We start from the raw sequence: 19,781 nt of genomic DNA on the forward strand, positions 1-19,781 counted from the left end.
ACTCGTTCCGACTTCCAGACCAGACCAAGGAGACATCTCATGACCGGCATCGTCCGCGACAGCGGCATCGTCATGGCCCGCGAACTGCGACCCACGCTGCGTGACCCGGTGAGCGTCGTGTTCAGCCTCGCGCAGCCGCTGATCCTGCTCGCCCTGTTCGGTCCGCTGCTGAAGAGCGTCCCCGGGACGGGGGAGGGGGTGTGGAACTGGTTCATCCCCGGCGTGCTCGTGATGATCGCGATCTTCGGTACGTCCATGACGGGCTCGAACCTGCTGATGGAGATGCAGCAGGGTTCGCACGAGCGGATGCTCGTGACACCCTTGCACCGCTCGTCGCTGCTGATCGGACGGGCCGCGAAGGAGATGGTTCCCCTTGCCGCGCAGGCGGTCCTGATCATCCTGGTGGCACTGCCACTGGGTCTCGACGTCGATCCGCTTGGTGCGGTCGTCGGCATCGTGCTGCTCGGCGTGTTCGGGGTGGGCCTGGGGGCGTTGTCCTACGCGCTGGCGTTGGCGGTGCGCGAGCAGGACTGGATGTTCTGGGTGGTGCAGCAGACGCTGATGTTCCCGATGCTGATCCTGTCGGGCACGATGCTCCCGCTCGACGACGCACCGGGCTGGATGCGCGCGCTGGTCGCGGTCAACCCACTGGGTTACGTCGTCGAGGCCGAACGCGCCCTGTTCGCGGGAGATCTCGCGTCCGGGCCGGTCCTGTCGGGGACGGTCGCCGCCGTCACCGTCGCGGTGGTCGGACTCGGTGTCGGCGTCCGATCCGTGCGGTAGGCGCTCGACCGGTGTAAGTGCCGCCTGAGGTGCGTTTTCGTCACCTCGGGCGCACCGCCTATTGTTGGAACCTGTGCTCTCCGTCGTTCCACGCCCCGTCACGGTCCGGGCCCCGTCCAAGGTCAACCTGCATCTGGCGGTCGGTGACCTGCGGGAGGACGGCTACCACGAGCTGACGACCGTGTTCCAGGCCCTCTCGCTCACCGACGACGTGTCCGTCGTCCGCGCCGACGGCCTCGCGGTGCGGGTACGTGGCGAGGGCGCCGCCGCGGTGCCCACCGACGCCGGCAACCTGGTCTGGAAGACCGCCGAGATGCTCGCGGCCGAGGCGGGCATCACCCCCGACGTCGAGATCTCCATCGTCAAGGGCATCCCGGTGGCGGGCGGCATGGCCGGCGGCAGCGCCGACGCGGCGGCCGCGCTGGTGGCGCTCAACGAACTGTGGCAGCTCGGTCTGGACCGCGACGCCCTCGGCGAATTCGCGGCGCGGCTCGGCAGCGACGTCCCGTTCAGTCTCCACGGCGGCACCGCATTCGGTACCGGGCGCGGCGAGAAGCTGCTGCCCGTCCTGTCCCGCAACACGTTCCACTGGGTGCTCGCGCTCGCGAAGGGCGGCTTGTCGACGCCGACGGTGTTCCGCGAGCTGGATCGGCTCCGCGCCGCGGGTCGGCCGCCGCGGGTCGGTGACGCCGCCGATCTGATGCACGCCCTCGCGTCCGGTGACGCCGCCGCGCTGGCGCCGCTGCTCGGCAACGACCTGCAGGCGGCGGCGCTGTCGCTGGCACCGGAACTGCGGCGCACGCTCCGGGCCGGTGTGACCGCCGGAGCGCTCGCCGGGATCGTGTCCGGGTCCGGGCCGACGTGCGCGTTCCTGTGCGCCGACGCCGACGCCGCCGTCGCGGTGAGCGCGGAACTCTCGGGTGCGGGAGTATGCCGCACCGTGCGCGTCGCGAGCGGGCCGGTGCCCGGTGCGCGCGTGATCGACCTCGAGCCGGAAGGCAGCCACTGATGGCGAATTTGATCAATCTCGAACAGGTTTCGAAGTCCTTCGGCATCAAGCCGCTGCTCGATTCCGTCTCGCTCGGCGTGCAGGAGGGCGAACGCATCGGCGTCGTCGGCCTCAACGGCGGCGGCAAGACGACGATGCTCGAGGTGCTCGCCGGGATCGAGGAGCCCGACTCCGGCCGCGTCAGCCGCGTGGGCGGGCTGCGGATGGCCGTCGTGACGCAGCGCGGTGCGCTCCCGGCGGGGTCGACCGTCGGTGACGTCGTCCTCGGCCCGCTGGGCGTCGCGGACCACGAGTGGGCCGGTGACGCGCGCATCCGCGGCATCCTCGCGGGCATCGGCATCGACAACCTCGGCCTCGACGCGAAGGTCGACGGCCTCTCCGGCGGCGAACGGCGTCGCGTCGCGCTCGCGGCCGCCCTGGTGCAGGACCTGGACCTGCTCGTGCTCGACGAGCCCACCAACCACCTCGACGTCGAGGGCGTGCAGTGGCTCGCCGAGCACCTGGTGTCGCGGCGCTCGGCGCTGGTCGTCGTCACCCACGACCGCTGGTTCCTCGACACCGTCGCCACCCGCACGTGGGAGGTGGTGGGCGGCAAGGTCGAGAGCTACGAGGGCGGCTACAACGACTGGATCTTCGCCCGAGCCGAACGCGCCCGGCAGGCCGACGCCGCGGAGGAGCGGCGGCAGAACCTGGCCCGCAAGGAGCTGGCGTGGCTGCGCCGCGGACCGCAGGCGCGCACGTCCAAGCCCCGGTACCGGGTGGAGGCGGCCGAGGCGCTGATCGCGAATGTGCCCCCGCCGCGCGACAGCATCGCGCTCGCGTCGTTCGCGAAGCGCCGCCTGGGCCGCGTCGTGATCGAACTCGAGGACACGAAGCTCGCCACGCCCGACGGCCGCGAGCTGGTCCACGACCTGACGTGGCGGCTCGCGCCGGGTGAACGCGTCGGCCTGGTCGGGGTCAACGGCTCCGGCAAGACGACGCTGCTGCGCACCCTCGCCGGCGAGCTCGAGCCTGCGGAGGGCAAGCGGGTCCAGGGCCAGACCGTCAAGATCGGGTGGCTACGCCAGGAGCTCGACGACCTGCCCACCGACATGCGGGTGCTCGACGCCGTCAAGGACGTCGCGGAGCGGATCACGCTGGGGGACAAGGAGATCTCGGCCGGCCAGCTCGCCGAGCGGCTCGGCTTCGCGCCGGCCCGTCAGCGGACCCCGGTCGGTGACCTGTCCGGTGGCGAGCGTCGTCGCCTGCAACTGACCCGCGTCCTGATGGCCGAGCCGAACGTGCTGCTGCTCGACGAGCCCACGAACGACCTCGACATCGACACCCTGCAGCAGCTCGAGGACCTGCTCGACGGCTGGGCCGGCACGATGGTCGTCATCTCCCACGACCGCTACCTGATCGAGCGGATCTGCGACTCCACGTGGGCGCTGTTCGGCGACGGCAAGCTGACGAACCTGCCCGGCGGCATCGAGGAGTACCTGCGTCGGCGCGCGCTGCTGGCGCAGAAGCCGGAGAACGTGGCGCAGTCGGTCGCGTCCACCGCCGGGGCGTCGGCGCCGAAGGTAGCCCGCGACGGTGCCGCCGACCGCGCGGCCCGCAAGGAACTCTCGCGACTCGAGCGGACGGTGTCGAAGCTGTCCGAGCGGGAGGAGAAGTTACACGCCCAACTGGCCGAGGCGGCGACGGACCCGGCGAAGCTGATGACCCTCGACGCCGAGCTCAAGCAGGTGGTGGCCGAGAAGGAGGCCGCGGAGGAGCAGTGGATGGAACTCGCGTCCGAGCTCGAGTGACCTCGTCGGGAATCGTCCCGTTCGTATTCGCGTGCAACGATAATGCCGCTACCGGCCCCAGATACCTGCGGTGACGGTTAGCCTGCACTTGTACCGTACGGGCTTCGGTGGAGGGCGGGCATCGTGGATCTGGAGGCGATAGCCGAGATCAGTCGGCTCAAGTACCGGTACGTGCGCGCCCTCGACACGAAGTCCTGGGTCGATTTCGCGGACACCCTGCTGCCCGACGCGACGGCCACCTACGCCGAGCATCTGCGGTTCGACTCGCGGGACGCCTTCGTGTCGTTCCTGCAGGACACACTCGGTCCGCACGTTATCACCGAGCACCACTGCGGCCACCCGGAGATCGACGTGCACGGCGACACCGCGACGGGTATCTGGTACCTGTCCGACACGGTCGTGGTGCCCGGTGACCAGATGCTGATGCACGGCGCCGCGTTCTACCAGGACCGGTACGCGAAGGACGCCGCCGGACGGTGGAAGATCGCGCACACCGCGTACGAGCGCACCTACGAGTCGGTGTATTCACTGGCCGACATGCCGAGCTTCCGGCTCACGTCGAACCGGTGGGCGCTGATCGGGTCGCCGCAGTCGGGGGTGCCCGGGGTGGCCCCGTGACGGATTTCCCGCCGGCCGGCGCCCTGCCGTACCTGACGGTCCGCGGGGCGCGGGAGGCGCTGGAGTGGTACCGGAAGGCGTTCGGCGCCGAACTGGTGGGGGAGCCGATCGTGATGGACGACGGCCGCATCGGGCACGCCGAGCTGCGCCTGCAGACCGGGATGATCTACCTGGCCGAGGAGTTCCCGGAGATGGGGCTCACCGCACCGGAGTCGGGCGCGACGTCGGTGAGCCTGATGCTGCCGGTCGACGACACCGACGCGGTGCTGGCGCGGGCGCACGACGCCGGCGGCACCGTGGAGCGGTGGATCTCGGAGAACTACGGCCGCCGCAACGCGACACTGATCGACCCGTTCGGGCACCGCTGGATGCTGTCGGGTCCGGCGAAGGGTGCCGCCGGCCGATAAGGTCGGACGGTGACCGTTCCGCCCCGCGCGTCGTTTCCCGACACCCGCAGCTGGATCCGTGCCTTCCCGGGTGCGCAGGCGTCACCGCCGAGCAGCGGTCTGCCGATGCCCGCGGAGCCGGGCCTGCCCGCCGATCCGGTCGAGCTGTTCCTGTCCTGGCTGGGCGAGGCGGGCGCGGCCGGGGTGGTGGAACCGCACGTCGCGACGCTGTCGACGGTGGACGAGGCGGGCCTCCCCGACGCCCGCACGCTGCTGCTCAAGGACGTCACCGCGCGCGGGTGGTGGTTTTCGAGTGACCTGCGTTCCCCCAAGGCGCACCAGCTCGGCGCCCACCCCGAGGCGGCGCTGACCTTCTACTGGCGCGAGCAGGGGCGGCAGGTGCGGGTGCGGGGCGGGGTGGAACGCGGCGGCGTCGACGTGAGCGCACGGGACTTCCTGGAGCGGTCGGTGACGGCACGTGCAGTGGCGGCGGCGAGTCGGCAGAGCGAGATCCTCACGGACGTAGCCGAATACGACGACGCCATCCGGGCCGCGGCGGCCGAGGTGGAGGGCGACCGATCGTTCGTTTCTGCAACCTGGCAGGCTTGGTGCCTGGTTCCGGCGACAGTCGAGTTCTGGCACGCAGATCCGGGCCGACGGCACCTGCGTGTCCGCTACCGGCGCACCCCGGGTGGGGTTGCCGGTTGGCACACCGACGCGTTGTGGCCGTGAATCGTTCGACAGGAGAGGTAGGCACGATGACGTCGTTCATCCAGACCCGCGTGCACGGTAGTGTCGCGGAGATCGTGCTCGATCGGCCCAGGGCGCTCAACGCCTTGGACAGCAGCATGATTCGCGATATCCATGCCGCGCTGGTGAAGTGGCGCGACGACGACGCGATCACGGCGGTACTGGTGACAAGCTCATCGGACCGGGCATTTTGTGCGGGTGGCGATATCAAGTCGGTGCGCCAGTCCGCGCTCGACCGGGACCACAACGCGGTCCACAAGTTCTTCTCCACCGAGTACGAGCTCAACGCGCTCATCGCGAACTACCCCAAGCCGTACATCGCGCTGATCGACGGGCACGCGATGGGCGGTGGGCTGGGCATCTCGGTGCACGGATCGGTGCGCGTGGTGACCGAGAGGGCAGCCCTCGCGATGCCCGAGACCGCGATCGGCTTCTTTCCCGACGTCGGTGCCAGCTACTTCCTGCCGCGGTTGACCGGAGCGACGGGCATGTACCTGGGGCTGACCGGTGCCCGCGCATCCGGCGCGGATGCCGTCGCCGCGGGACTGGCCACCCACTTCGTGCCCAGCGACAAGCTCGACGCGCTCGCCGGCGACCTTCGCGCCATGCAGGGCGGTGACGCCGCAGAGGTCGATCGTGTGCTGGCGCGCCACGCCACCGCCGCGCCGGCGTCGGAGCTGGCGGATCGGCAGGACGAGATCGACCGTGTCTTCGGGTCGGGCAGCCTCAGCGACATGGTGGCCCGGCTCACCGGCGACGACGTGTGGACCAAGACCACCCGCGAGGAGCTGACCTCACTGGCTCCCAGCAGCCTGTGGATCACCGCCGAGCTGGTGCGGCGGGGTGCGGAGTTGACCCTCGCGCAGTGCCTGGATCTCGAGTTGGCCCTCGGCGGCGAGGTCACCCGCAACGCGGATTTCGTCGAGGGTGTGCGCGCCGTCCTGGTCGACAAGGACCGTAACCCGTCCTGGAATCCGCCGTCGATCGAGGATATCGACCCGGAGGCGATCGAGGCGCTGTTCACGGAGATCACCGCCGAGATCGTCGACGCGCAGCCGTCGCACGGCGGCCGGTAGATCCGTATATCGGGCAGCGGAGTCTGCGCGCCGGGGACCCCGATGGGGGTCCCCGGCGCGGCTCTACCGAGCGTCGAGCCCCAGGTGTTCCGCCAGTTCCCGCAGCGCCGGCAGCGGATCGCCGGCCATCGGAAGAACCTGCACCGCAACGTGGTCCGCGCCCGCGTCCAGGTGCGCGGTGAGGCGGGCCGCGACGGCCGCCGCGTCACCGTGCGCGACGAGGGCGTCGATGAGGCGGTCGCTGCCGCCGTTGTCGAGTTCGGCGGTGGGGAACCCGAGACGCTCGAGGTTCCTCCGGTAGTTCCGCAGGTGCAGGTACGGGTTCTCGACGGCCTCGCGGCCGGTCGTGCGGGCGGCGTCCGCGTCCGTGCTCAGCACCACCTTCTGCTCGGGGGCGAGCAGCGCGTCCGGGCCCAGGGTCTCCCGCGCCTGACGGGTGTGCTCGGGCGGAGTGAGATAGGGATGGGCACCGGCGGACCGATCCGCCGCCAGTTTCAGCACCTTGGGACCGAGCGCGGCCAGGACACGCCGGTTCTTCGGGACGCCCGCGTCGTCGAGGACGTCGAGGTAGCGGACGAGGGCGTCGTACGGCTTCTCGGCGCCCATGCCGGGCACCTCGGGATGACCGACACCGAGGCCGAGAATGAAGCGTCCGGGGTGGCGGGACTCGATCCGGTGGTAGGACTTCGCGATCTCGTCCGCAGGTGCGGAGAAGATGTTGACGATGCCGGTCGCGACGGTGATCCGCTCGGTGCCGGCGATGAGGTCCTCGATCACCTCGAGGTCGGCGGGAGGGGATCCGCCGGCCCAGATCGCGCCGTAGCCGAGTCGTTCGATCTCCGCGCCGACCTCGGGTTGCAGTCCGAATGCGTGCCGCCAGACGCCGAACCGTCCGTACGAGGTGGTACCTGCCGTGTCGTGTGTGACCGCTGCCATACCGCGTCCAACGGGACCGGTCGGTGGATCATTCCGCGGCGATCGCCCGCGACTGCTGCGCCGACTGCCTCTGGATGCGCAGCCACACCGCGAAGCCCCACAGCACGAATGCCGCGTACACCAGGTACAGCAGCGCCGACGGGTAGTAGCCGCCGCTGAAGAGCAGCGGGACGCCGACGGCGTCGACCCCGATCCAGATCAGCCAGAACTCGGTCCAGCCGCGGGCCATGCCGTAGGTGGCGAGAATCGACCCGGTGAAGATCCAGGCGTCGGGCCACGGGCCCCACGAGCCGAGCATCTCGAAGACCTTCGCGAACACGACGGTGCCGATCACCATCGTCGCAATCATTCCCGCGCGCGCTCGGGTGGACGCCCAGTGCGGAAGTACGGCCTTGCCGGAATCGTGGCGCGATTGTGCCCACCGCGCCCATCCGTAGGCGCTGACGGTGATGAACAGCAGTTGCCGCCCGGCCTGGCCGTACAGGTTGAGGTCCTGGGGGGTGTGGAACAGCGCGCCCATGAACACCGTGAACAGCAGGGCGTTGCCGATGATCCCCACCGGCCACGCCCACACGACGCGCTTCATGCCGCCGATCGCGGACGCGATTCCGAACGCGTTGCCGACGATCTCGCGCCACAGGATCGTGGCGCCGCCGATGTGCAGTTCGGCGTCGAACAGTGTCTGCAGCAGGCTCACTGATCGCCTGCGGCGACCAACGGCTCGAGCGTGAGCTCCGGCATCTCCTTCTGGATGTACTGGAGGCGCCACTTGTCGCTGAACAGCGCCAGCAGCACGCCGTCGGTGCGGGTGAAGACCTCGACGCCGCGCTGGCGGCCCAGCTCGACCGCGGACTCGGCGTCGGTGCGACGGGCGAGCGCGTAGCCCAGCGGCTCCATCCGGGCCTCGACGTTGAACTCGGCCTTCATGCGGGCCGCGACCACCTCGAACTGCATCGGGCCGACGGCCGCCATGACGGGGGAGGCGTCGCCGCGGATGTCGTTGCGCAGGATCTGCACGACGCCCTCGGACTCGAGCTGGTCAACGGCGCGGCGGAACTGCTTGTACTTGCTGGCGCTCTCGGCGCGCAGCACCGAGAAGTGCTCGGGCGCGAACGACGGGATCGGCGGGAACTCCACCTTCTTGTCGCTGAACAGCGTGTGGCCGGGTGCGAGCGCGTTGGCGTTGACGAGGCCGACGATGTCGCCCGGGTACGCGTTCTCGACCGTGTTGCGGTCGCGGCCGAACACCGTCAGCGCGTACTTGGTCGCGAACGGCTTGCCGGTCTGGGCGTGCGTGACGACCATGCCGCGCTCGAACACGCCGGACACGACACGCATGAACGCCAGGCGGTCGCGGTGGGCGGCGTCCATGCCGGCCTGCACCTTGAACACGACGGCGCTGAACGGGTCGGTCACCTCGCGGGCGCCCTCGGCGACGTCCTTGCGGGCGCCCGGCGCGGGGGCGAGCGCGATCAGGGTGTCGAGGATCTGCCGGACACCGAAGTTGAGCATCGCGGACGCGAAGATCACCGGCGACGTCTGGCCGGCCAGGAACAGCTCCTGGTCGTGGTCCTGGCCGCTGGCCGAGAGCAGCTCGCTCTCCTCGGCGGCGGTCACCCATTCGTCGCCCTCACGCTCTAGGGCGGCGTCGGCGTCCATGACCTCCTCGGGCGCGATCTTGGCGCCGCCCGCGGTGCGGGTGAAACGGATGTACTCGCTCGGGGCGCCGTCCTCCCCGCGGCGCAGCAGTCCACGGAAATCGCCGGCGATGCCGACCGGCCAGTACAGCGGGGTGGGGGTGAGACCGATGCGGTCGTTGATCTCGTCGAGCAGTTCCAGCGGGGTGCGACCCGGGCGGTCCCACTTGTTGATCACGGTGATGACCGGGATGCCGCGGTGGCGGCACACCTGGAACAGCTTGAGGGTCTGCGGCTCGAGGCCCTTCGCGGCGTCGATGAGCATCACCGCGGCGTCGACGGCGGTGAGCACGCGGTAGGTGTCCTCCGAGAAGTCGGAGTGGCCGGGGGTGTCGACCAGGTTGACGACGTTGATCTGGTCGTCGGGGGTTTCCTCGGCGTGGTAGTTGAACTGCAGTGCCGTCGACGACACCGAGATGCCGCGGGCCTTCTCCATCTCCATCCAGTCCGACACCGTCGACTTGCGGCCGGCCTTGCCGTGCACGGCGCCGGCCTCGGAGATCACCTTCGCGTGCAGTGCCAACGCCTCGGTGAGCGTCGACTTACCGGCGTCGGGGTGTGAGATGACCGCGAACGTGCGGCGTCGGGCAGCCTCGGCCGCGAGGGACTTCGGTGCGGAACCGGTCGGCGCCTTCTCGGCGGTGGTGAGTTCGGCCGAGTCGGGGGCGCTGGTCAACGGGGAACCTCTCGGGAGTCGGGGCCGGTGGAGAAACGGGTCAGAGAACCGCTACCAGGGTACGCGGGCCCAGTACGGAGTCGACAGGTCGGCACCGCCGACGGGGTAACAGGTCGGCACCGCTTGTGGATAAAAGTAGGGAGATCGGCAGCGCAGTCGTAGTGTCCGGACTTGACCGGCAGGAGCGTTTCGATGAGCAAGTTCACCGACGAGATGTACGCCACGGCCGCGACTAGTTCGCAGGCCCTGATCACCGGTGAGCCCGACGCCCCGCTCCGGCAGGAATGGGGCGAGGTACACGCGATCGCGCGCCGGATGGCCGGCGCCCTGGCCGACGCCGGTATCGGGCGGGGCGACGCGATCGGCGTCCTCGCCGGCCTGCCCGTCGACATCGCCCCGGTCTGCCAGGCGACGTGGATGCGGGGCGCGTCGGTGACGATGCTGCACCAGCCGACCCCGCGTACCGACCTGCAGGTGTGGGCGCAGGACACGGAGACGATCATCCGGATGATCGAGGCCACCGCGGTGATCGTGGGTGCGCCCTTCGAACCGGCGGTGCCGCTGCTGCAGGAACGCGGCATCGAGGTCGTGACCGTCGAGGCGATGCGTGACGGCGAGGCGATCGCTCCCGTCGAGACCGCGGAAACCGACATCGCGTTGCAGCAGTTGACGTCGGGGTCCACCGGTTCACCCAAGGCCGTGCAGCTCACGCACGCCAACTTCTACTCCAACGCCTACGCGATGATCGACCGCGTCAAGTTCAGCCCCGACCGCGACGTGATGATCAGCTGGCTGCCGCTCTTCCACGACATGGGGATGATCGCGTTCCTCTCGGTGCCGATGCAGATCGGTGCCACCACCGTCCACATCACCCCGCTCGACTTCCTCCGGACCCCGCTGCTGTGGGCCGAACTGATGGGCAAGTACCGCGGAACTGTCACCGCCGCACCGAACTTCGCGTACTCGTTGCTGGCACGGCGGCTCGCGCAGGCACCCGAAGGCGAGTACGACCTGTCGTCGATGCGGTGCATGCTCAACGGTGCCGAACCGGTCGACCCCGACACCATGGTCGCGCTCGCGGAGGCCGGTGCCCGCTTCGGACTCGACCCGCTCGCCCTCGCGCCGACGTACGGGATGGCCGAGGTGACCCTCGCGGTGTCGGTGCCCGAACCCGGACAGGGGCTGGTGGTCGACCACGTCGACCCGGACCTGCTCGAGGCGGGCGGGCTGGCGGTCCGCTCCAACCGGAGCAACGCCCGGGCCCTCGCCACCCTCGGGCCCCTGGTGCCCGGTCTCGAGGGGCGGGTCGTGGCGCGGGACGGGCTGGAACTGCCGCGGCGGGCGGTCGGGGTGATTCAGTTGCGCGGAAACGCCGTCACTCCCGGCTATCTCACCGTCGACGGCCCCGTGCAGACGCGGGACGAGGACGGCTGGATCGACACCGGCGACATCGGCTACTTCACCGAGGACGGGCTGGTCGTGGTGTGCGGCCGCGTCAAGGACACCATCATCATGGGCGGCCGCAACATCTATCCCACCGACATCGAACGCGCCGCCGGTTCCGTCGCCGGGGTGCGTCCTGGCAACGCCGTCGCGATCCGCCTCGATGCCGGCGACAAGCGCGAGAGTTTCGCAGTTGCCGTGGAGACCAACGCAATCGACGACGCCGACGAGGTCAGACGGATCGAGCACGAGGTCGCCCACGCGGTGGTCGCCGAGGTCGGTGTGCGGCCCCGCACCGTCGCGGTCCTCGGGCCGGGCGCGATCCCCAAGACGTCGTCGGGCAAGCTGCGGCGGTCGAGTTCGCTCGGGCTGCTCTGAACCTCGAGTCGGCCCGTCTCTACTGATCGACCGTGAAGATCACCGACCGGCCGTTTCGGGCCGCCGCGCGGTAGAAGACCTTCAGATCGGGCAGGAAGGCCGCGGTGTAGGCGATGTCGTCCGCGTCGCCGGTGCCCTCGTAGTCGTCGAACGTGAGGCTGGCGAAGCGCTCGCGCAGCCACTGACCGTCCAGCGGCTCCAGGGCCGCCGCGACCTCGGGCACCTGCTCCGCCGTCACGTGGCAGACGAGATAGTCGTCGTCCTCGTGCAGTGGCGCCCCGCCGAGGATGACGTGCGACAACGGGAACTCACCGTTGCCGAAGGCCAGGTCGCCGTCCGTGAAACAGCGGTGCATCGCGTCCCACGACTTGTCGAGCTCGCACAGATGATGCTCTTCCCAGCGCTCCTCGACCTCGCCGACGAGTTCGCTGCGCTCGTCGTCGTCCCGGCAGGCCAGCAGCCGTTCGGTGTCGTCGGGGTCCAGGGCGAAGAGCACCGCGCGAGCCGTCATTCTTTCCTCCCACGAAGATTCGTCCGGGTGATCCAATCACACCGTCGACGGCAGAGCCTCGTGGAAGCGCTCAGTGCAGCCGGTTCTGCGCCGCCTCGAGTCCCAGCTGCAGCACCAGTTCGACGGCGTCGGCGGCCTCCTCACAGACCAGGTCCAGTTCCTTGCGCTCGACGCTCGAGAACGGCTTGAGCACGTAGTCGGCGGGGTCCTGGCGGCCCGGCGGGCGGCCGATGCCGACGCGGGCGCGCAGGTAGTCCTTGGTGCCGAGGGACTGCGAGATCGAGCGCAGGCCGTTGTGGCCGCCCTCGCCGCCGCCCTGCTTGAGGCGGATGGTGCCGAAATCGAGGTCGAGTTCGTCGTGGATGACGACGATGTTCTCCGGCTTCACGGAGAAGAAGCGCGCCAGTCCCGAGACCGCCCCACCCGAAAGGTTCATGTAGGAGCGCGGTTTCGCGAGGATCACCTGCCGGCCCACGAGCCGGGTCTGCACGATCTCGGCGCCACTGCGCTTGTGGGCGCTGAACTTTCCGCTCACGCGCCCGGCGAGAAGGTCGGCCACCATGAATCCGATGTTGTGGCGGGTCTTCTCGTACTGCGGTCCCGGATTACCCAGGCCGACGACCACTGCGGTGCCGGTCTCGTCACTCACTGCTCGGGCGTCCTTTCGATGCGACAGTGCTCATACGACAGCGGCGCGCCGAACCCGAACGGGATCGGCGCGCCGCACGACGTTTCAGCGCGGAGCTGATCAGGCCTCGGCCTCGGTCTCCTCGGCAGCCGCGGGCTCGGCGGCCTGAGCGGCGACCACGTTCACGAGCAGCAGCTCGGCGTCGTCGGCCAGGGTCGCACCCTTCGGCAGTGCGACAGCGCCGGCCAGAACCTGGGTGCCGACCTCGGCGCCCTCGATCGAAATCTCGACGGACTCGGGGATGTGCAGGGCCTCGACCTCGAGCTTGATCGTGGTGACCTCTTCGGTGACCAGCGCGCCCGGAGCGGCGGTGCCGGTGAGGACGATCGGAACCTCGACCGCGACCTTCTCGCCCTTCTGGACGATCAGCAGGTCGGCGTGCTCGATGTGGCGACGGATCGGGTGGACGACGACCGACTTGGTCAGCGCCAGCTGCTCCTTGCCGTCGATGTCCAGGTTGATGACGACGTTGGTGCCGTGCGCACGCAGGATGGCGGCGAACTCGCGAGCCGGGAGGTTCAGGTGCTGCGGGTCGGTGCCGTGGCCGTACAGGACGGCGGGGACCTGGCCGTCGCGGCGTGCACGGCGGGCAGCGCCCTTGCCGAACTCGGTGCGGGCGGCGGCTACGAGACGGTTGTCGTCAGACATGTGAAACGGCTCCTACAACTCACGTGAGATATTCGTTGACGGTCGTTCGTCGCGACGAGGGGCGGACAGACGCGAACGGCCGGAGCAAACTGCTCTATCGAAGCCGTGCCGCGTCGATCACGGTGATTCAGCGCACTACGCGAATCGCCCTCGCCGAGACAACTCGAAGCAGTCTACCGGATGGCTGTGCAGAACTGAATCGGGCCCGGTCGACGCGCGAGAGCGTCGACCGGACCCGATCCGGAGTGCAGCTGTCAGGCCTTGGCGGCGCTGATGCCGGCGCGGCGGCCGAAGAAGCTGCCGTCACCCAGCGAGGCGCCGGAGGCGTAGCCGCCGGCGCACACACCGGAGGTGCTGCGGCCGGCGGCGAACAGGCCCGGGATCGGCGCGCCCGAGACGTGCAGCACCTCGGAGTCGACGCTGGTACGCAGGCCGCCGAGCGTGAAGCCGCCGGTCATGCCGCGCAGGTCGATCGCGGCGATGGGGGAGCCGACCGGCTTGACCCACTCCGGCTTCTTGCCGAACAAGGGATCCTCGCCGTTCTCGGCGTGCCGGTTGTAGACGTCGACGGTGGCCTGCAGTGCGCCGGCCGGCAGGCCCATCTCGGCCTCGAGTTCCTCGACCGTTTCGGCCACCCACTTGGGTTGGTGACGCAACTGCTCGGTCGCGGTCGGGCGGGACAGGCCCTCCTCGTACGCGGCCTCGTCGATGATCAGATACGCCTGGTTCTGGTTCTCGTACAGCGTGGCCTGGCCGACGCGGCCGGGGTAGGTGTCCTCGTTGATGTAGCGCTGGCCACGGCCGTTGACCAGGATGCCGCGGATGAACAGCTGCGGATCGCAGAAGAACGCGACCTCCGCCGCATCCATGTGCGCGAGGTCCGCGCCGAGGGCCTGCGCCATTTGGATCGCGCGGCCGTCGTGCTCCTCGATCGAGGCGGCGGGCCGATTGACCATCTTCGGTGCGAACGACTCGAGCATCGTGTTGTTGTAGGCGAAGCTACCGGTCGCCAGCACCACACCCTTGCGGGCGCGGACCGCGACGTCCTTGCCGTACTGCTTGGCCTGCACGCCGACCACGCGGCCGTCCGCGTCGACGATCAGCGTCTGCACGCGCATGTCGTACTCGGCGCGCACGCCCAGCTCGGCCGCCTTGTCGGTGAGCGGCTTCATCAGCATGTAGCCGCCGCCCTTCTCGCCGCCGGACTGTTTGTCCGACATCTGCGGGACGTGCCCGCGCGGCGCCGGCGGGATGGTGGCGTTGAACGGGGCCGCGTTCTCGCCGCCGGTGTACTGGAGGCCGTCGTCGCCCGGCGGCTCCCAGCCCGGCTCGCCCCAGAAGCTCATCTTGAACGGGACGCCGCACTCGTCGACCAGCCAGTGGTAGTGGTCGACACTGCCCTCGCAGTAGGCGTCGATCTTCGCCTCGTCGGTGCCCGGACCGAGAGCGGCCTTCATGAAGGCCTTCATGTTGTCGACGGTGTCCTCGAACCCGCACGCCTTCTGCAGCGGGGTGCCACCGCCCATGTAGATGAAGCCGCCGGCCATCGCCGCGGCGCCACCCCAGCCTCCGGTGCGCTCGAGCACCAGCACGTCGGCGCCCGCCTGGGCGGCAGCGACCGCGGCGGACGCGCCGGCGACACCGAATCCAGCGACGACGACGTCGGCCTCGTAGGCCCAATCGGTGACCTGCTCTGCCGGGATGGGGTGGATCGGTGTGGCGTCAGCCATGTGGTGTCCTCTCGCACGAACAAATGTGTGACACAGATCATCTACACGGGCGCGGGGTTCGATGGGACACACATCCCGCCCAGCGGGAGCCCCGTTCCGGATAGTCCGGAAAGTGGATGTGGCGACACGGTCACTCGAGGTGCGCGACCGCCGCCAGGAAACGGTCGATGTCGCTGTCGGACACGAAGTAGTGCGCCGACGCGCGCACGACGGCGTCGAGTCCGCGGGCGCTCATGTCGAGCAGCGTCGACGACCGTCCGCTCACCGTCACGGTTATCTGCTTGCGCGCCAGCTGTTCTCGCACGCCGGCCGGATCGAATCCGTCGACGGTGAAGGTCACGATGCCGCTGCGATCGGTGCCCAGGTCGCGGACGGTCACGCCTCGGAGTTCGCCGAGTCCCTCGCGCATCCGCTCGGCTCGATCGTCGATGGTGGCTGCGGCGTCATCGATTCCGATGCCGAGAAGGTAGTCGGCCGCCGCGCCGAGCCCGAGTCGCGCCGCGACGTCGCACTCCCACAGCTCGAATCGTCGTGCGTCCGGCGCTGGCCGGTACTCGTCCGGTCCGATCCACTCGGCGCCGTGCAGATCCAGTGCCATGGGATCCAGTGATCCCGCGAGTTCGCCACGCACGTAGAGGAATCCGGTTCCGCGGGGTCCGCGCAGCCACTTGCGGCCGGTCGCGGACAGCGCGTCCACGCCGAGTTCGCCGACGTCGATGGGAACCTGCCCTACCGACTGGCACGCGTCCAGCAGCACCAGCGCGCCGTGCCGGTGCGCCGGCTCGACCACCTCCCGGACCGGATTGATCAACCCACCGTTGGTCGGGACGTGAACCAGCGACACCAGGCGGACGCGGTCGTCGAGCATCCGTTCGAAGGCCTCGACGTCGATGCGGCCGCTGGGGTCGCTCGGCACGACCTCGACCGTCGCGCCCGTTGCGCGGGCGCGGTGCAGCGCGGTGATCGCGTTGCTGGCGTACTCCACCTGGGAGATCAGGATCCGATCGCCGGGCGCGAACCGGATCGCGGACACGAATTCGCTCCACGCCCGCGTGGCGCTGTCCACGAGGGCGATGTCCTGCGGCTGCGCGCCGATCAGTTCGGCGAGCGACACGCGCACCGCGGCGAGGTCGTCGGCCCGCTCCGCGGCGGCGACGTAGCCACCGACCTCGGCTTCGCGGCGCAGGTGCCCGATCACCGTCGCGAGCACCGGCTGCGGCGGCAGCGACGACCCCGCGCTGTCGAGAAATACTCGTTCCAGACATCCCGGAGTGTCGCGTCTGAGCCGTTCGAGGTCGAGCATCGGCAAATCCTCCCGATCGGTAGCCACGACGGGGAGCGGGCTCTACCCTCGAGGAGGACGCTCGACCGCTCCCGAGGGGAGGATGGCATGGTTGTCGCAGTCGAGTCCACCTGTCTCAGCTCACGACCCGCGGCAGAGTCCTACGTCGGCGGCGTGTGCTTCAAGCTGGGGCCGCCCAGGCTGATCGGTGCCGAACTCGAATGGCTCACCGACCACCGAAGTCCCTCGTCGACCCGCCCCGACCTCGCCTCCATCGCCGCAGCTCTCGGGCCTCATGCCCCGCGGTCCCTCGTCCCCGATTCGCCCGCGTGCCCGCTGCCGTCCGGCAGCCTCGTCACCATCGAACCCGGCGGTCAGATCGAACTCTCCAGCGCGCCCCGCGACAGTGCCGTCGCGCTCTGCGACGCCCTCGCCTCCGACGAACGAACCCTGCGCGCGCTGCTCTCGACGCGCTCCATCACCACCCACGCGCATGCGGCCGACGCCCGGCGGAGCGCGCAGCGGCTGCTCCAACTGCCGCGCTACCGGGCGATGGAGGAGCGGTTCGAGGACATCGGCCCCTTCGGCAAGCTCATGATGTGCAACACCGCGGCCGTCCAGGTGAGCGTCGATGCCGGAGCGGACGCAGCGGACGTCGCCGGCCGGTGGAATCTGCTCCACACCGTCGGGCCCGCCCTGGTTGCGGCGTTCGCGTGCTCGCCGCGGCTGTGCGGCATTCCCCCGGGGGACTGGGCGTCGCAACGGATGCGGACGTGGCTCGAGCTCGACCGGTCCCGCACCATCGGGCCGTCGGAGTCCGGGGAGTTCTCGATGGACCCGATCGGCGACTATGCGCGGTGGGTGCTCGACGTCCCGCTGTTGTGCGTGATGCGTGACGGACCGTGCTGGACGGCTCCGCCCGGCGCGACGTTCGGGGACTGGATCGACGGCGCGCTCGACGACGAACTCGGCCGGCGGCCGACGCACGCCGACCTCGACTACCACCTGACGACGGTGTTCCCCCCGGTTCGGGCGGTCGGTCACCTCGAAGTGCGGTACTTCGATGCCCAGCCGGGCGACCGGTGGCGCGTGCCGGTGGCCGCGCTCGAGGCACTGCTGATCGCGCCGGACGCCGTCGACGTCGCCTTGCCGACCCGCGGCCGGTGGTGGGACGCGGCGCGGGACGGGCTCGCGGACGGCGACCTGCGGAGCGGTGCGGTGGCGCTGCTCGAGCTGGCGGCCGACCACGCGCCGGACCGGGTCCTCGCGTCGGAGCTGGCAGCGGCGGCCGGGCGGTGTCGCCGCGGCGCGCGTCCGGGCGAGGAGCCGATGTGACCGGCCTGCGCGAGCAGCTCGAGTCGGCATTGTCGCGCGCCCGGCAGCGAACCGCCGTCCTCACCGACTGTGTCGACGACCGGGACCTGGTGGCGCAGCATTCGCCGTTGATGAGCCCCCTGGTGTGGGACCTCGCGCACATCGGGAATCAGGAGGAGCTGTGGCTGGTCCGCGACGTCGGTGGTCGGGACGCCGTGCGCAGCGACATCGACGAGCTGTACGACGCGTTCAAGCACGCCCGCTCCACCCGTCCGACGCTCCCACTGCTCGGGCCCGGCGAGGCCCGGCGCTACGTCGGCGACGTCCGCGAGAAGGTCTGGGACGTGCTGGACGCGAGCAGGTTTCGTGGAAGTCGGCTCGAGGAGAACGGGTTCGCGTTCGCGATGATCGCGCAGCACGAACAGCAGCACGACGAGACGATGCTCGCGACGCACCAGCTGCGCACCGGCGCGGCGGTGCTGACCGCCCCGCCGGTCGCCGTCGCCGTCGCTCCGGTACTCGAACCCGAAGTCGTCGTCCCGGCGGGCGAATTCACGATGGGAACGTCCGAGGACCCGTGGGCGCTCGACAACGAGCGGCCCGCGCACCGGGTGTTCGTCGCCGAGTTCGCGATCGACACCGTCCCGGTGAGCAACGGCGACTACGCCGCGTTCATCGGGGACGGCGGCTACCGGCGCAGGGAGCTGTGGAGTACGCGCGGATGGCGGCATCGCGTCGAGTCCGGGCTCGAGGCTCCGCAGTTCTGGATCGGCGACGGCAGCGGGCACTGGTGGCGGAACCGGTTCGGGGTGCTCGAGCCGGTGCCGCCGGACGAACCGGTGATGCACGTGTGCTGGTTCGAGGCGCAGGCGTACGCGCGGTGGGCCGGCAAGCGTCTGCCCACCGAGGCGGAGTGGGAGAAGGCGGCGCGCTGGCATCCGGCCAGCGGACGCTCGCGCCGGTTCCCGTGGGGCGACGACGATCCCGACCGCAGGCGTGCGAACCTCGGGCAGCGGTATCTCGGCGCCACCCCGGTCGGGTCCTATCCCGAGGGCGCGTCGCCGGCGGGCGTGCATCAGCTGATCGGTGACGTGTGGGAGTGGACGTCCTCACCGTTCACCGGCTACCCGGGGTTCGAGGCGTTCCCGTACCGGGAATACTCCGAGGTGTTCTTCGGGGGCGACTACCGCGTCCTGCGCGGCGGGTCGTTCGGGACCGATCCGGTGGTGTGCCGGGGCACGTTCCGGAACTGGGATCATCCGATCCGGCGCCAGATCTTCGCCGGCTTCCGCTGCGCGAGGGACGTCTGATGTGTCGGCACCTGGGCTATGTCGGTCCGACGCGTTCGGTGCGCGAGGTGATCACGGCGGGGGAGTTCTCGCTGTTGCGGCAGGCGTGGGATCCGCGGGACATGCGCGGCGGCGGCACCATGAACGCCGACGGGTTCGGCGCCGCGTGGTGGGGGCCGACGCTGTCGCGGTACCGCAGCGCGATGCCGATCTGGTCGGATCCCGCCCTGCCCGAGATGCTGTCACGGGTCCGCTCGCACGCGGTGTTCGCGGCGATCCGGTCGGCCACCGTCGGGATGCCGGTCGAACGCAGCGCGTGCGCGCCGTTCGTCTCGGGGCACTGGGCGTTCAGCCACAACGGGCGGATCGTGGGCTGGCCCGAATCGATGGTGGAGCCGGCGCGGCGACTGCCGACCGTCGACCTGCTGGGCCTGGAGGCGCCCACCGATTCGGCCCTGCTGTGGCTGCTCGTGCGGGATGCACTGCGGGAGAACAGCCCGGAGGTCGCGCTGATGCAGGTCACGACGCTGGTCGCCGAGGCCGCACCGGGGTCGAGGCTCAACATGCTGCTCGGGGATGGACGCCAACTGTGGGCCACCACGTGGGACCACTCGCTGTCGGCCCTCGTCGACGACGACCGCGCGGTCCTCAGTTCCGAGCCGTACGACCGGAACCACGAATGGAAGGAGATCCCCGACGGGCACATTGTCACCGCGCGACCCGGTCACCTGATCGATACCCCGCTCTGAGCGTCATCCGAGATACGAACATTTCAGA

Annotated in this window: 19 protein-coding genes; 11 read left to right on the plus strand and 8 right to left on the minus strand. The window is 70.1% G+C overall.

Annotation, left to right across the window (positions count from 1 at the left end; genetic code table 11):
* The first annotated feature begins 39 nt into the window (after positions 1 to 39).
* The 7 genes from ABTV10_RS06530 to ABTV10_RS06560 all read left to right on the plus strand — a co-directional run bounded on the left by ABTV10_RS06530 (position 40) and on the right by ABTV10_RS06560 (position 6,412).
* A complete protein-coding gene (locus ABTV10_RS06530; protein ID WP_499033345.1) occupies positions 40 to 783 on the plus strand; it encodes an ABC transporter permease in 744 nt (247 codons plus the stop codon).
* Positions 784 to 856: 73 nt separating this feature from the next.
* Complete coding sequence (locus tag ABTV10_RS06535) at positions 857 to 1,792, plus strand: 4-(cytidine 5'-diphospho)-2-C-methyl-D-erythritol kinase (RefSeq protein ID WP_499033347.1); 936 nt, start codon at positions 857 to 859, stop codon at positions 1,790 to 1,792.
* Complete coding sequence (locus ABTV10_RS06540; protein WP_499033349.1) at positions 1,792 to 3,582, plus strand: ABC-F family ATP-binding cassette domain-containing protein; 1,791 nt, start codon at positions 1,792 to 1,794, stop codon at positions 3,580 to 3,582. Before ABTV10_RS06535 ends, ABTV10_RS06540 begins: the two co-directional genes overlap by 1 nt.
* A gap of 123 nt (positions 3,583 to 3,705) precedes the next feature.
* Positions 3,706 to 4,200, plus strand: coding sequence for a nuclear transport factor 2 family protein (locus tag ABTV10_RS06545; protein WP_127915080.1), 495 nt, complete (start codon positions 3,706 to 3,708; stop codon positions 4,198 to 4,200).
* Positions 4,197 to 4,607 carry a VOC family protein gene (locus tag ABTV10_RS06550; protein ID WP_499033351.1) on the plus strand — a complete coding sequence of 137 codons (411 nt, stop codon included), beginning with the start codon at positions 4,197 to 4,199 and terminating at the stop codon, positions 4,605 to 4,607. Before ABTV10_RS06545 ends, ABTV10_RS06550 begins: the two co-directional genes overlap by 4 nt.
* Before the next feature lie 9 nt (positions 4,608 to 4,616).
* Positions 4,617 to 5,318: a pyridoxine/pyridoxamine 5'-phosphate oxidase gene (locus tag ABTV10_RS06555; RefSeq protein ID WP_499033353.1), complete on the plus strand. Its 702-nt coding sequence runs from the start codon at positions 4,617 to 4,619 to the stop codon at positions 5,316 to 5,318.
* 26 nt (positions 5,319 to 5,344) lie between these two features.
* Positions 5,345 to 6,412 carry an enoyl-CoA hydratase/isomerase family protein gene (locus ABTV10_RS06560; RefSeq protein WP_499033355.1) on the plus strand — a complete coding sequence of 356 codons (1,068 nt, stop codon included), beginning with the start codon at positions 5,345 to 5,347 and terminating at the stop codon, positions 6,410 to 6,412.
* Positions 6,413 to 6,475: 63 nt separating this feature from the next.
* On the opposite strand, the gene ABTV10_RS06565 is transcribed toward ABTV10_RS06560, so the two are convergent.
* The 3 genes from ABTV10_RS06565 to ABTV10_RS06575 are packed head-to-tail and all read right to left on the minus strand — an operon-like array spanning position 6,476 to position 9,721.
* Complete coding sequence (locus tag ABTV10_RS06565; RefSeq protein ID WP_499033357.1) at positions 6,476 to 7,348, minus strand: LLM class F420-dependent oxidoreductase; 873 nt, start codon at positions 7,346 to 7,348, stop codon at positions 6,476 to 6,478.
* 28 nt (positions 7,349 to 7,376) lie between these two features.
* A complete protein-coding gene (gene pnuC, locus ABTV10_RS06570) occupies positions 7,377 to 8,045 on the minus strand; it encodes a nicotinamide riboside transporter PnuC (RefSeq protein ID WP_499033359.1) in 669 nt (222 codons plus the stop codon).
* A complete protein-coding gene (locus tag ABTV10_RS06575) occupies positions 8,042 to 9,721 on the minus strand; it encodes a peptide chain release factor 3 (RefSeq protein ID WP_499033361.1) in 1,680 nt (559 codons plus the stop codon). Before ABTV10_RS06575 ends, pnuC begins: the two co-directional genes overlap by 4 nt.
* 192 nt (positions 9,722 to 9,913) lie before the next feature.
* Here ABTV10_RS06575 and ABTV10_RS06580 point away from each other — a divergent pair, with 192 nt between their 5' ends.
* Positions 9,914 to 11,542, plus strand: a complete 1,629-nt coding sequence (locus tag ABTV10_RS06580) for a fatty acyl-AMP ligase (RefSeq protein WP_499033363.1) — start codon at positions 9,914 to 9,916, stop codon at positions 11,540 to 11,542.
* 19 nt (positions 11,543 to 11,561) lie between these two features.
* Here the strand turns inward: ABTV10_RS06580 and ABTV10_RS06585 are convergent, their stop codons facing one another.
* The 5 genes from ABTV10_RS06585 to ABTV10_RS06605 all read right to left on the minus strand — a co-directional run bounded on the left by ABTV10_RS06585 (position 11,562) and on the right by ABTV10_RS06605 (position 16,422).
* A complete protein-coding gene (locus tag ABTV10_RS06585; RefSeq protein ID WP_499033365.1) occupies positions 11,562 to 12,053 on the minus strand; it encodes a YfbM family protein in 492 nt (163 codons plus the stop codon).
* A gap of 70 nt (positions 12,054 to 12,123) precedes the next feature.
* Positions 12,124 to 12,702, minus strand: a complete 579-nt coding sequence (gene pth, locus ABTV10_RS06590; RefSeq protein ID WP_499033367.1) for an aminoacyl-tRNA hydrolase — start codon at positions 12,700 to 12,702, stop codon at positions 12,124 to 12,126.
* Between the two features lie 99 nt (positions 12,703 to 12,801).
* Positions 12,802 to 13,389 (minus strand): 50S ribosomal protein L25/general stress protein Ctc, encoded by a 588-nt coding sequence (locus tag ABTV10_RS06595; RefSeq protein ID WP_499033369.1) that lies wholly within the window; start codon positions 13,387 to 13,389, stop codon positions 12,802 to 12,804.
* A gap of 254 nt (positions 13,390 to 13,643) precedes the next feature.
* Positions 13,644 to 15,119: an FAD-dependent oxidoreductase gene (locus ABTV10_RS06600; protein WP_499033372.1), complete on the minus strand. Its 1,476-nt coding sequence runs from the start codon at positions 15,117 to 15,119 to the stop codon at positions 13,644 to 13,646.
* 130 nt (positions 15,120 to 15,249) lie between these two features.
* Entirely contained in the window at positions 15,250 to 16,422 is a 1,173-nt protein-coding gene (locus ABTV10_RS06605) for an aminotransferase class V-fold PLP-dependent enzyme (protein ID WP_499033375.1), read from the minus strand.
* An 87-nt stretch (positions 16,423 to 16,509) separates the two neighbouring features.
* Between ABTV10_RS06605 and egtA the strand changes: the two genes are divergently transcribed.
* From egtA to egtC, 3 genes are read left to right on the plus strand one after another with little or no spacing between them, the layout of a single operon-like run.
* Entirely contained in the window at positions 16,510 to 17,736 is a 1,227-nt protein-coding gene (gene egtA, locus ABTV10_RS06610) for an ergothioneine biosynthesis glutamate--cysteine ligase EgtA (RefSeq protein ID WP_499033377.1), read from the plus strand.
* Positions 17,733 to 19,025, plus strand: a complete 1,293-nt coding sequence (gene egtB, locus ABTV10_RS06615) for an ergothioneine biosynthesis protein EgtB (RefSeq protein WP_499033379.1) — start codon at positions 17,733 to 17,735, stop codon at positions 19,023 to 19,025. Before egtA ends, egtB begins: the two co-directional genes overlap by 4 nt.
* Positions 19,025 to 19,753, plus strand: a complete 729-nt coding sequence (egtC, locus tag ABTV10_RS06620) for an ergothioneine biosynthesis protein EgtC (protein WP_499033380.1) — start codon at positions 19,025 to 19,027, stop codon at positions 19,751 to 19,753. Before egtB ends, egtC begins: the two co-directional genes overlap by 1 nt.
* The last annotated feature ends 28 nt before the right edge of the window (positions 19,754 to 19,781 follow it).

Source organism: Paraburkholderia sp. RHO2 (assembly GCF_050955445.1).
Lineage (GTDB): Bacteria > Actinomycetota > Actinomycetes > Mycobacteriales > Mycobacteriaceae > Prescottella > Prescottella agglutinans_A.

Excerpts from the sequence above, each read along its gene's own strand:
- ABTV10_RS06580 (WP_499033363.1), top strand. The coding sequence starts at position 9,914 with ATGAGCAAGTTCACCGACGAGATGTACGCCACGGCCGCGACTAGTTCG.
- ABTV10_RS06530 (WP_499033345.1), top strand. The coding sequence starts at position 40 with ATGACCGGCATCGTCCGCGACAGCGGCATCGTCATGGCCCGCGAACTG.
- ABTV10_RS06595 (WP_499033369.1), bottom strand. The coding sequence starts at position 13,389 with ATGTCTGACGACAACCGTCTCGTAGCCGCCGCCCGCACCGAGTTCGGC.
- ABTV10_RS06585 (WP_499033365.1), bottom strand. The coding sequence starts at position 12,053 with ATGACGGCTCGCGCGGTGCTCTTCGCCCTGGACCCCGACGACACCGAA.
- ABTV10_RS06560 (WP_499033355.1), top strand. The coding sequence starts at position 5,345 with ATGACGTCGTTCATCCAGACCCGCGTGCACGGTAGTGTCGCGGAGATC.
- egtC (WP_499033380.1), top strand. The coding sequence starts at position 19,025 with ATGTGTCGGCACCTGGGCTATGTCGGTCCGACGCGTTCGGTGCGCGAG.
- ABTV10_RS06540 (WP_499033349.1), top strand. The coding sequence starts at position 1,792 with ATGGCGAATTTGATCAATCTCGAACAGGTTTCGAAGTCCTTCGGCATC.
- ABTV10_RS06600 (WP_499033372.1), bottom strand. The coding sequence starts at position 15,119 with ATGGCTGACGCCACACCGATCCACCCCATCCCGGCAGAGCAGGTCACC.
- egtA (WP_499033377.1), top strand. The coding sequence starts at position 16,510 with ATGGTTGTCGCAGTCGAGTCCACCTGTCTCAGCTCACGACCCGCGGCA.
- ABTV10_RS06605 (WP_499033375.1), bottom strand. The coding sequence starts at position 16,422 with ATGCTCGACCTCGAACGGCTCAGACGCGACACTCCGGGATGTCTGGAA.
- ABTV10_RS06565 (WP_499033357.1), bottom strand. The coding sequence starts at position 7,348 with ATGGCAGCGGTCACACACGACACGGCAGGTACCACCTCGTACGGACGG.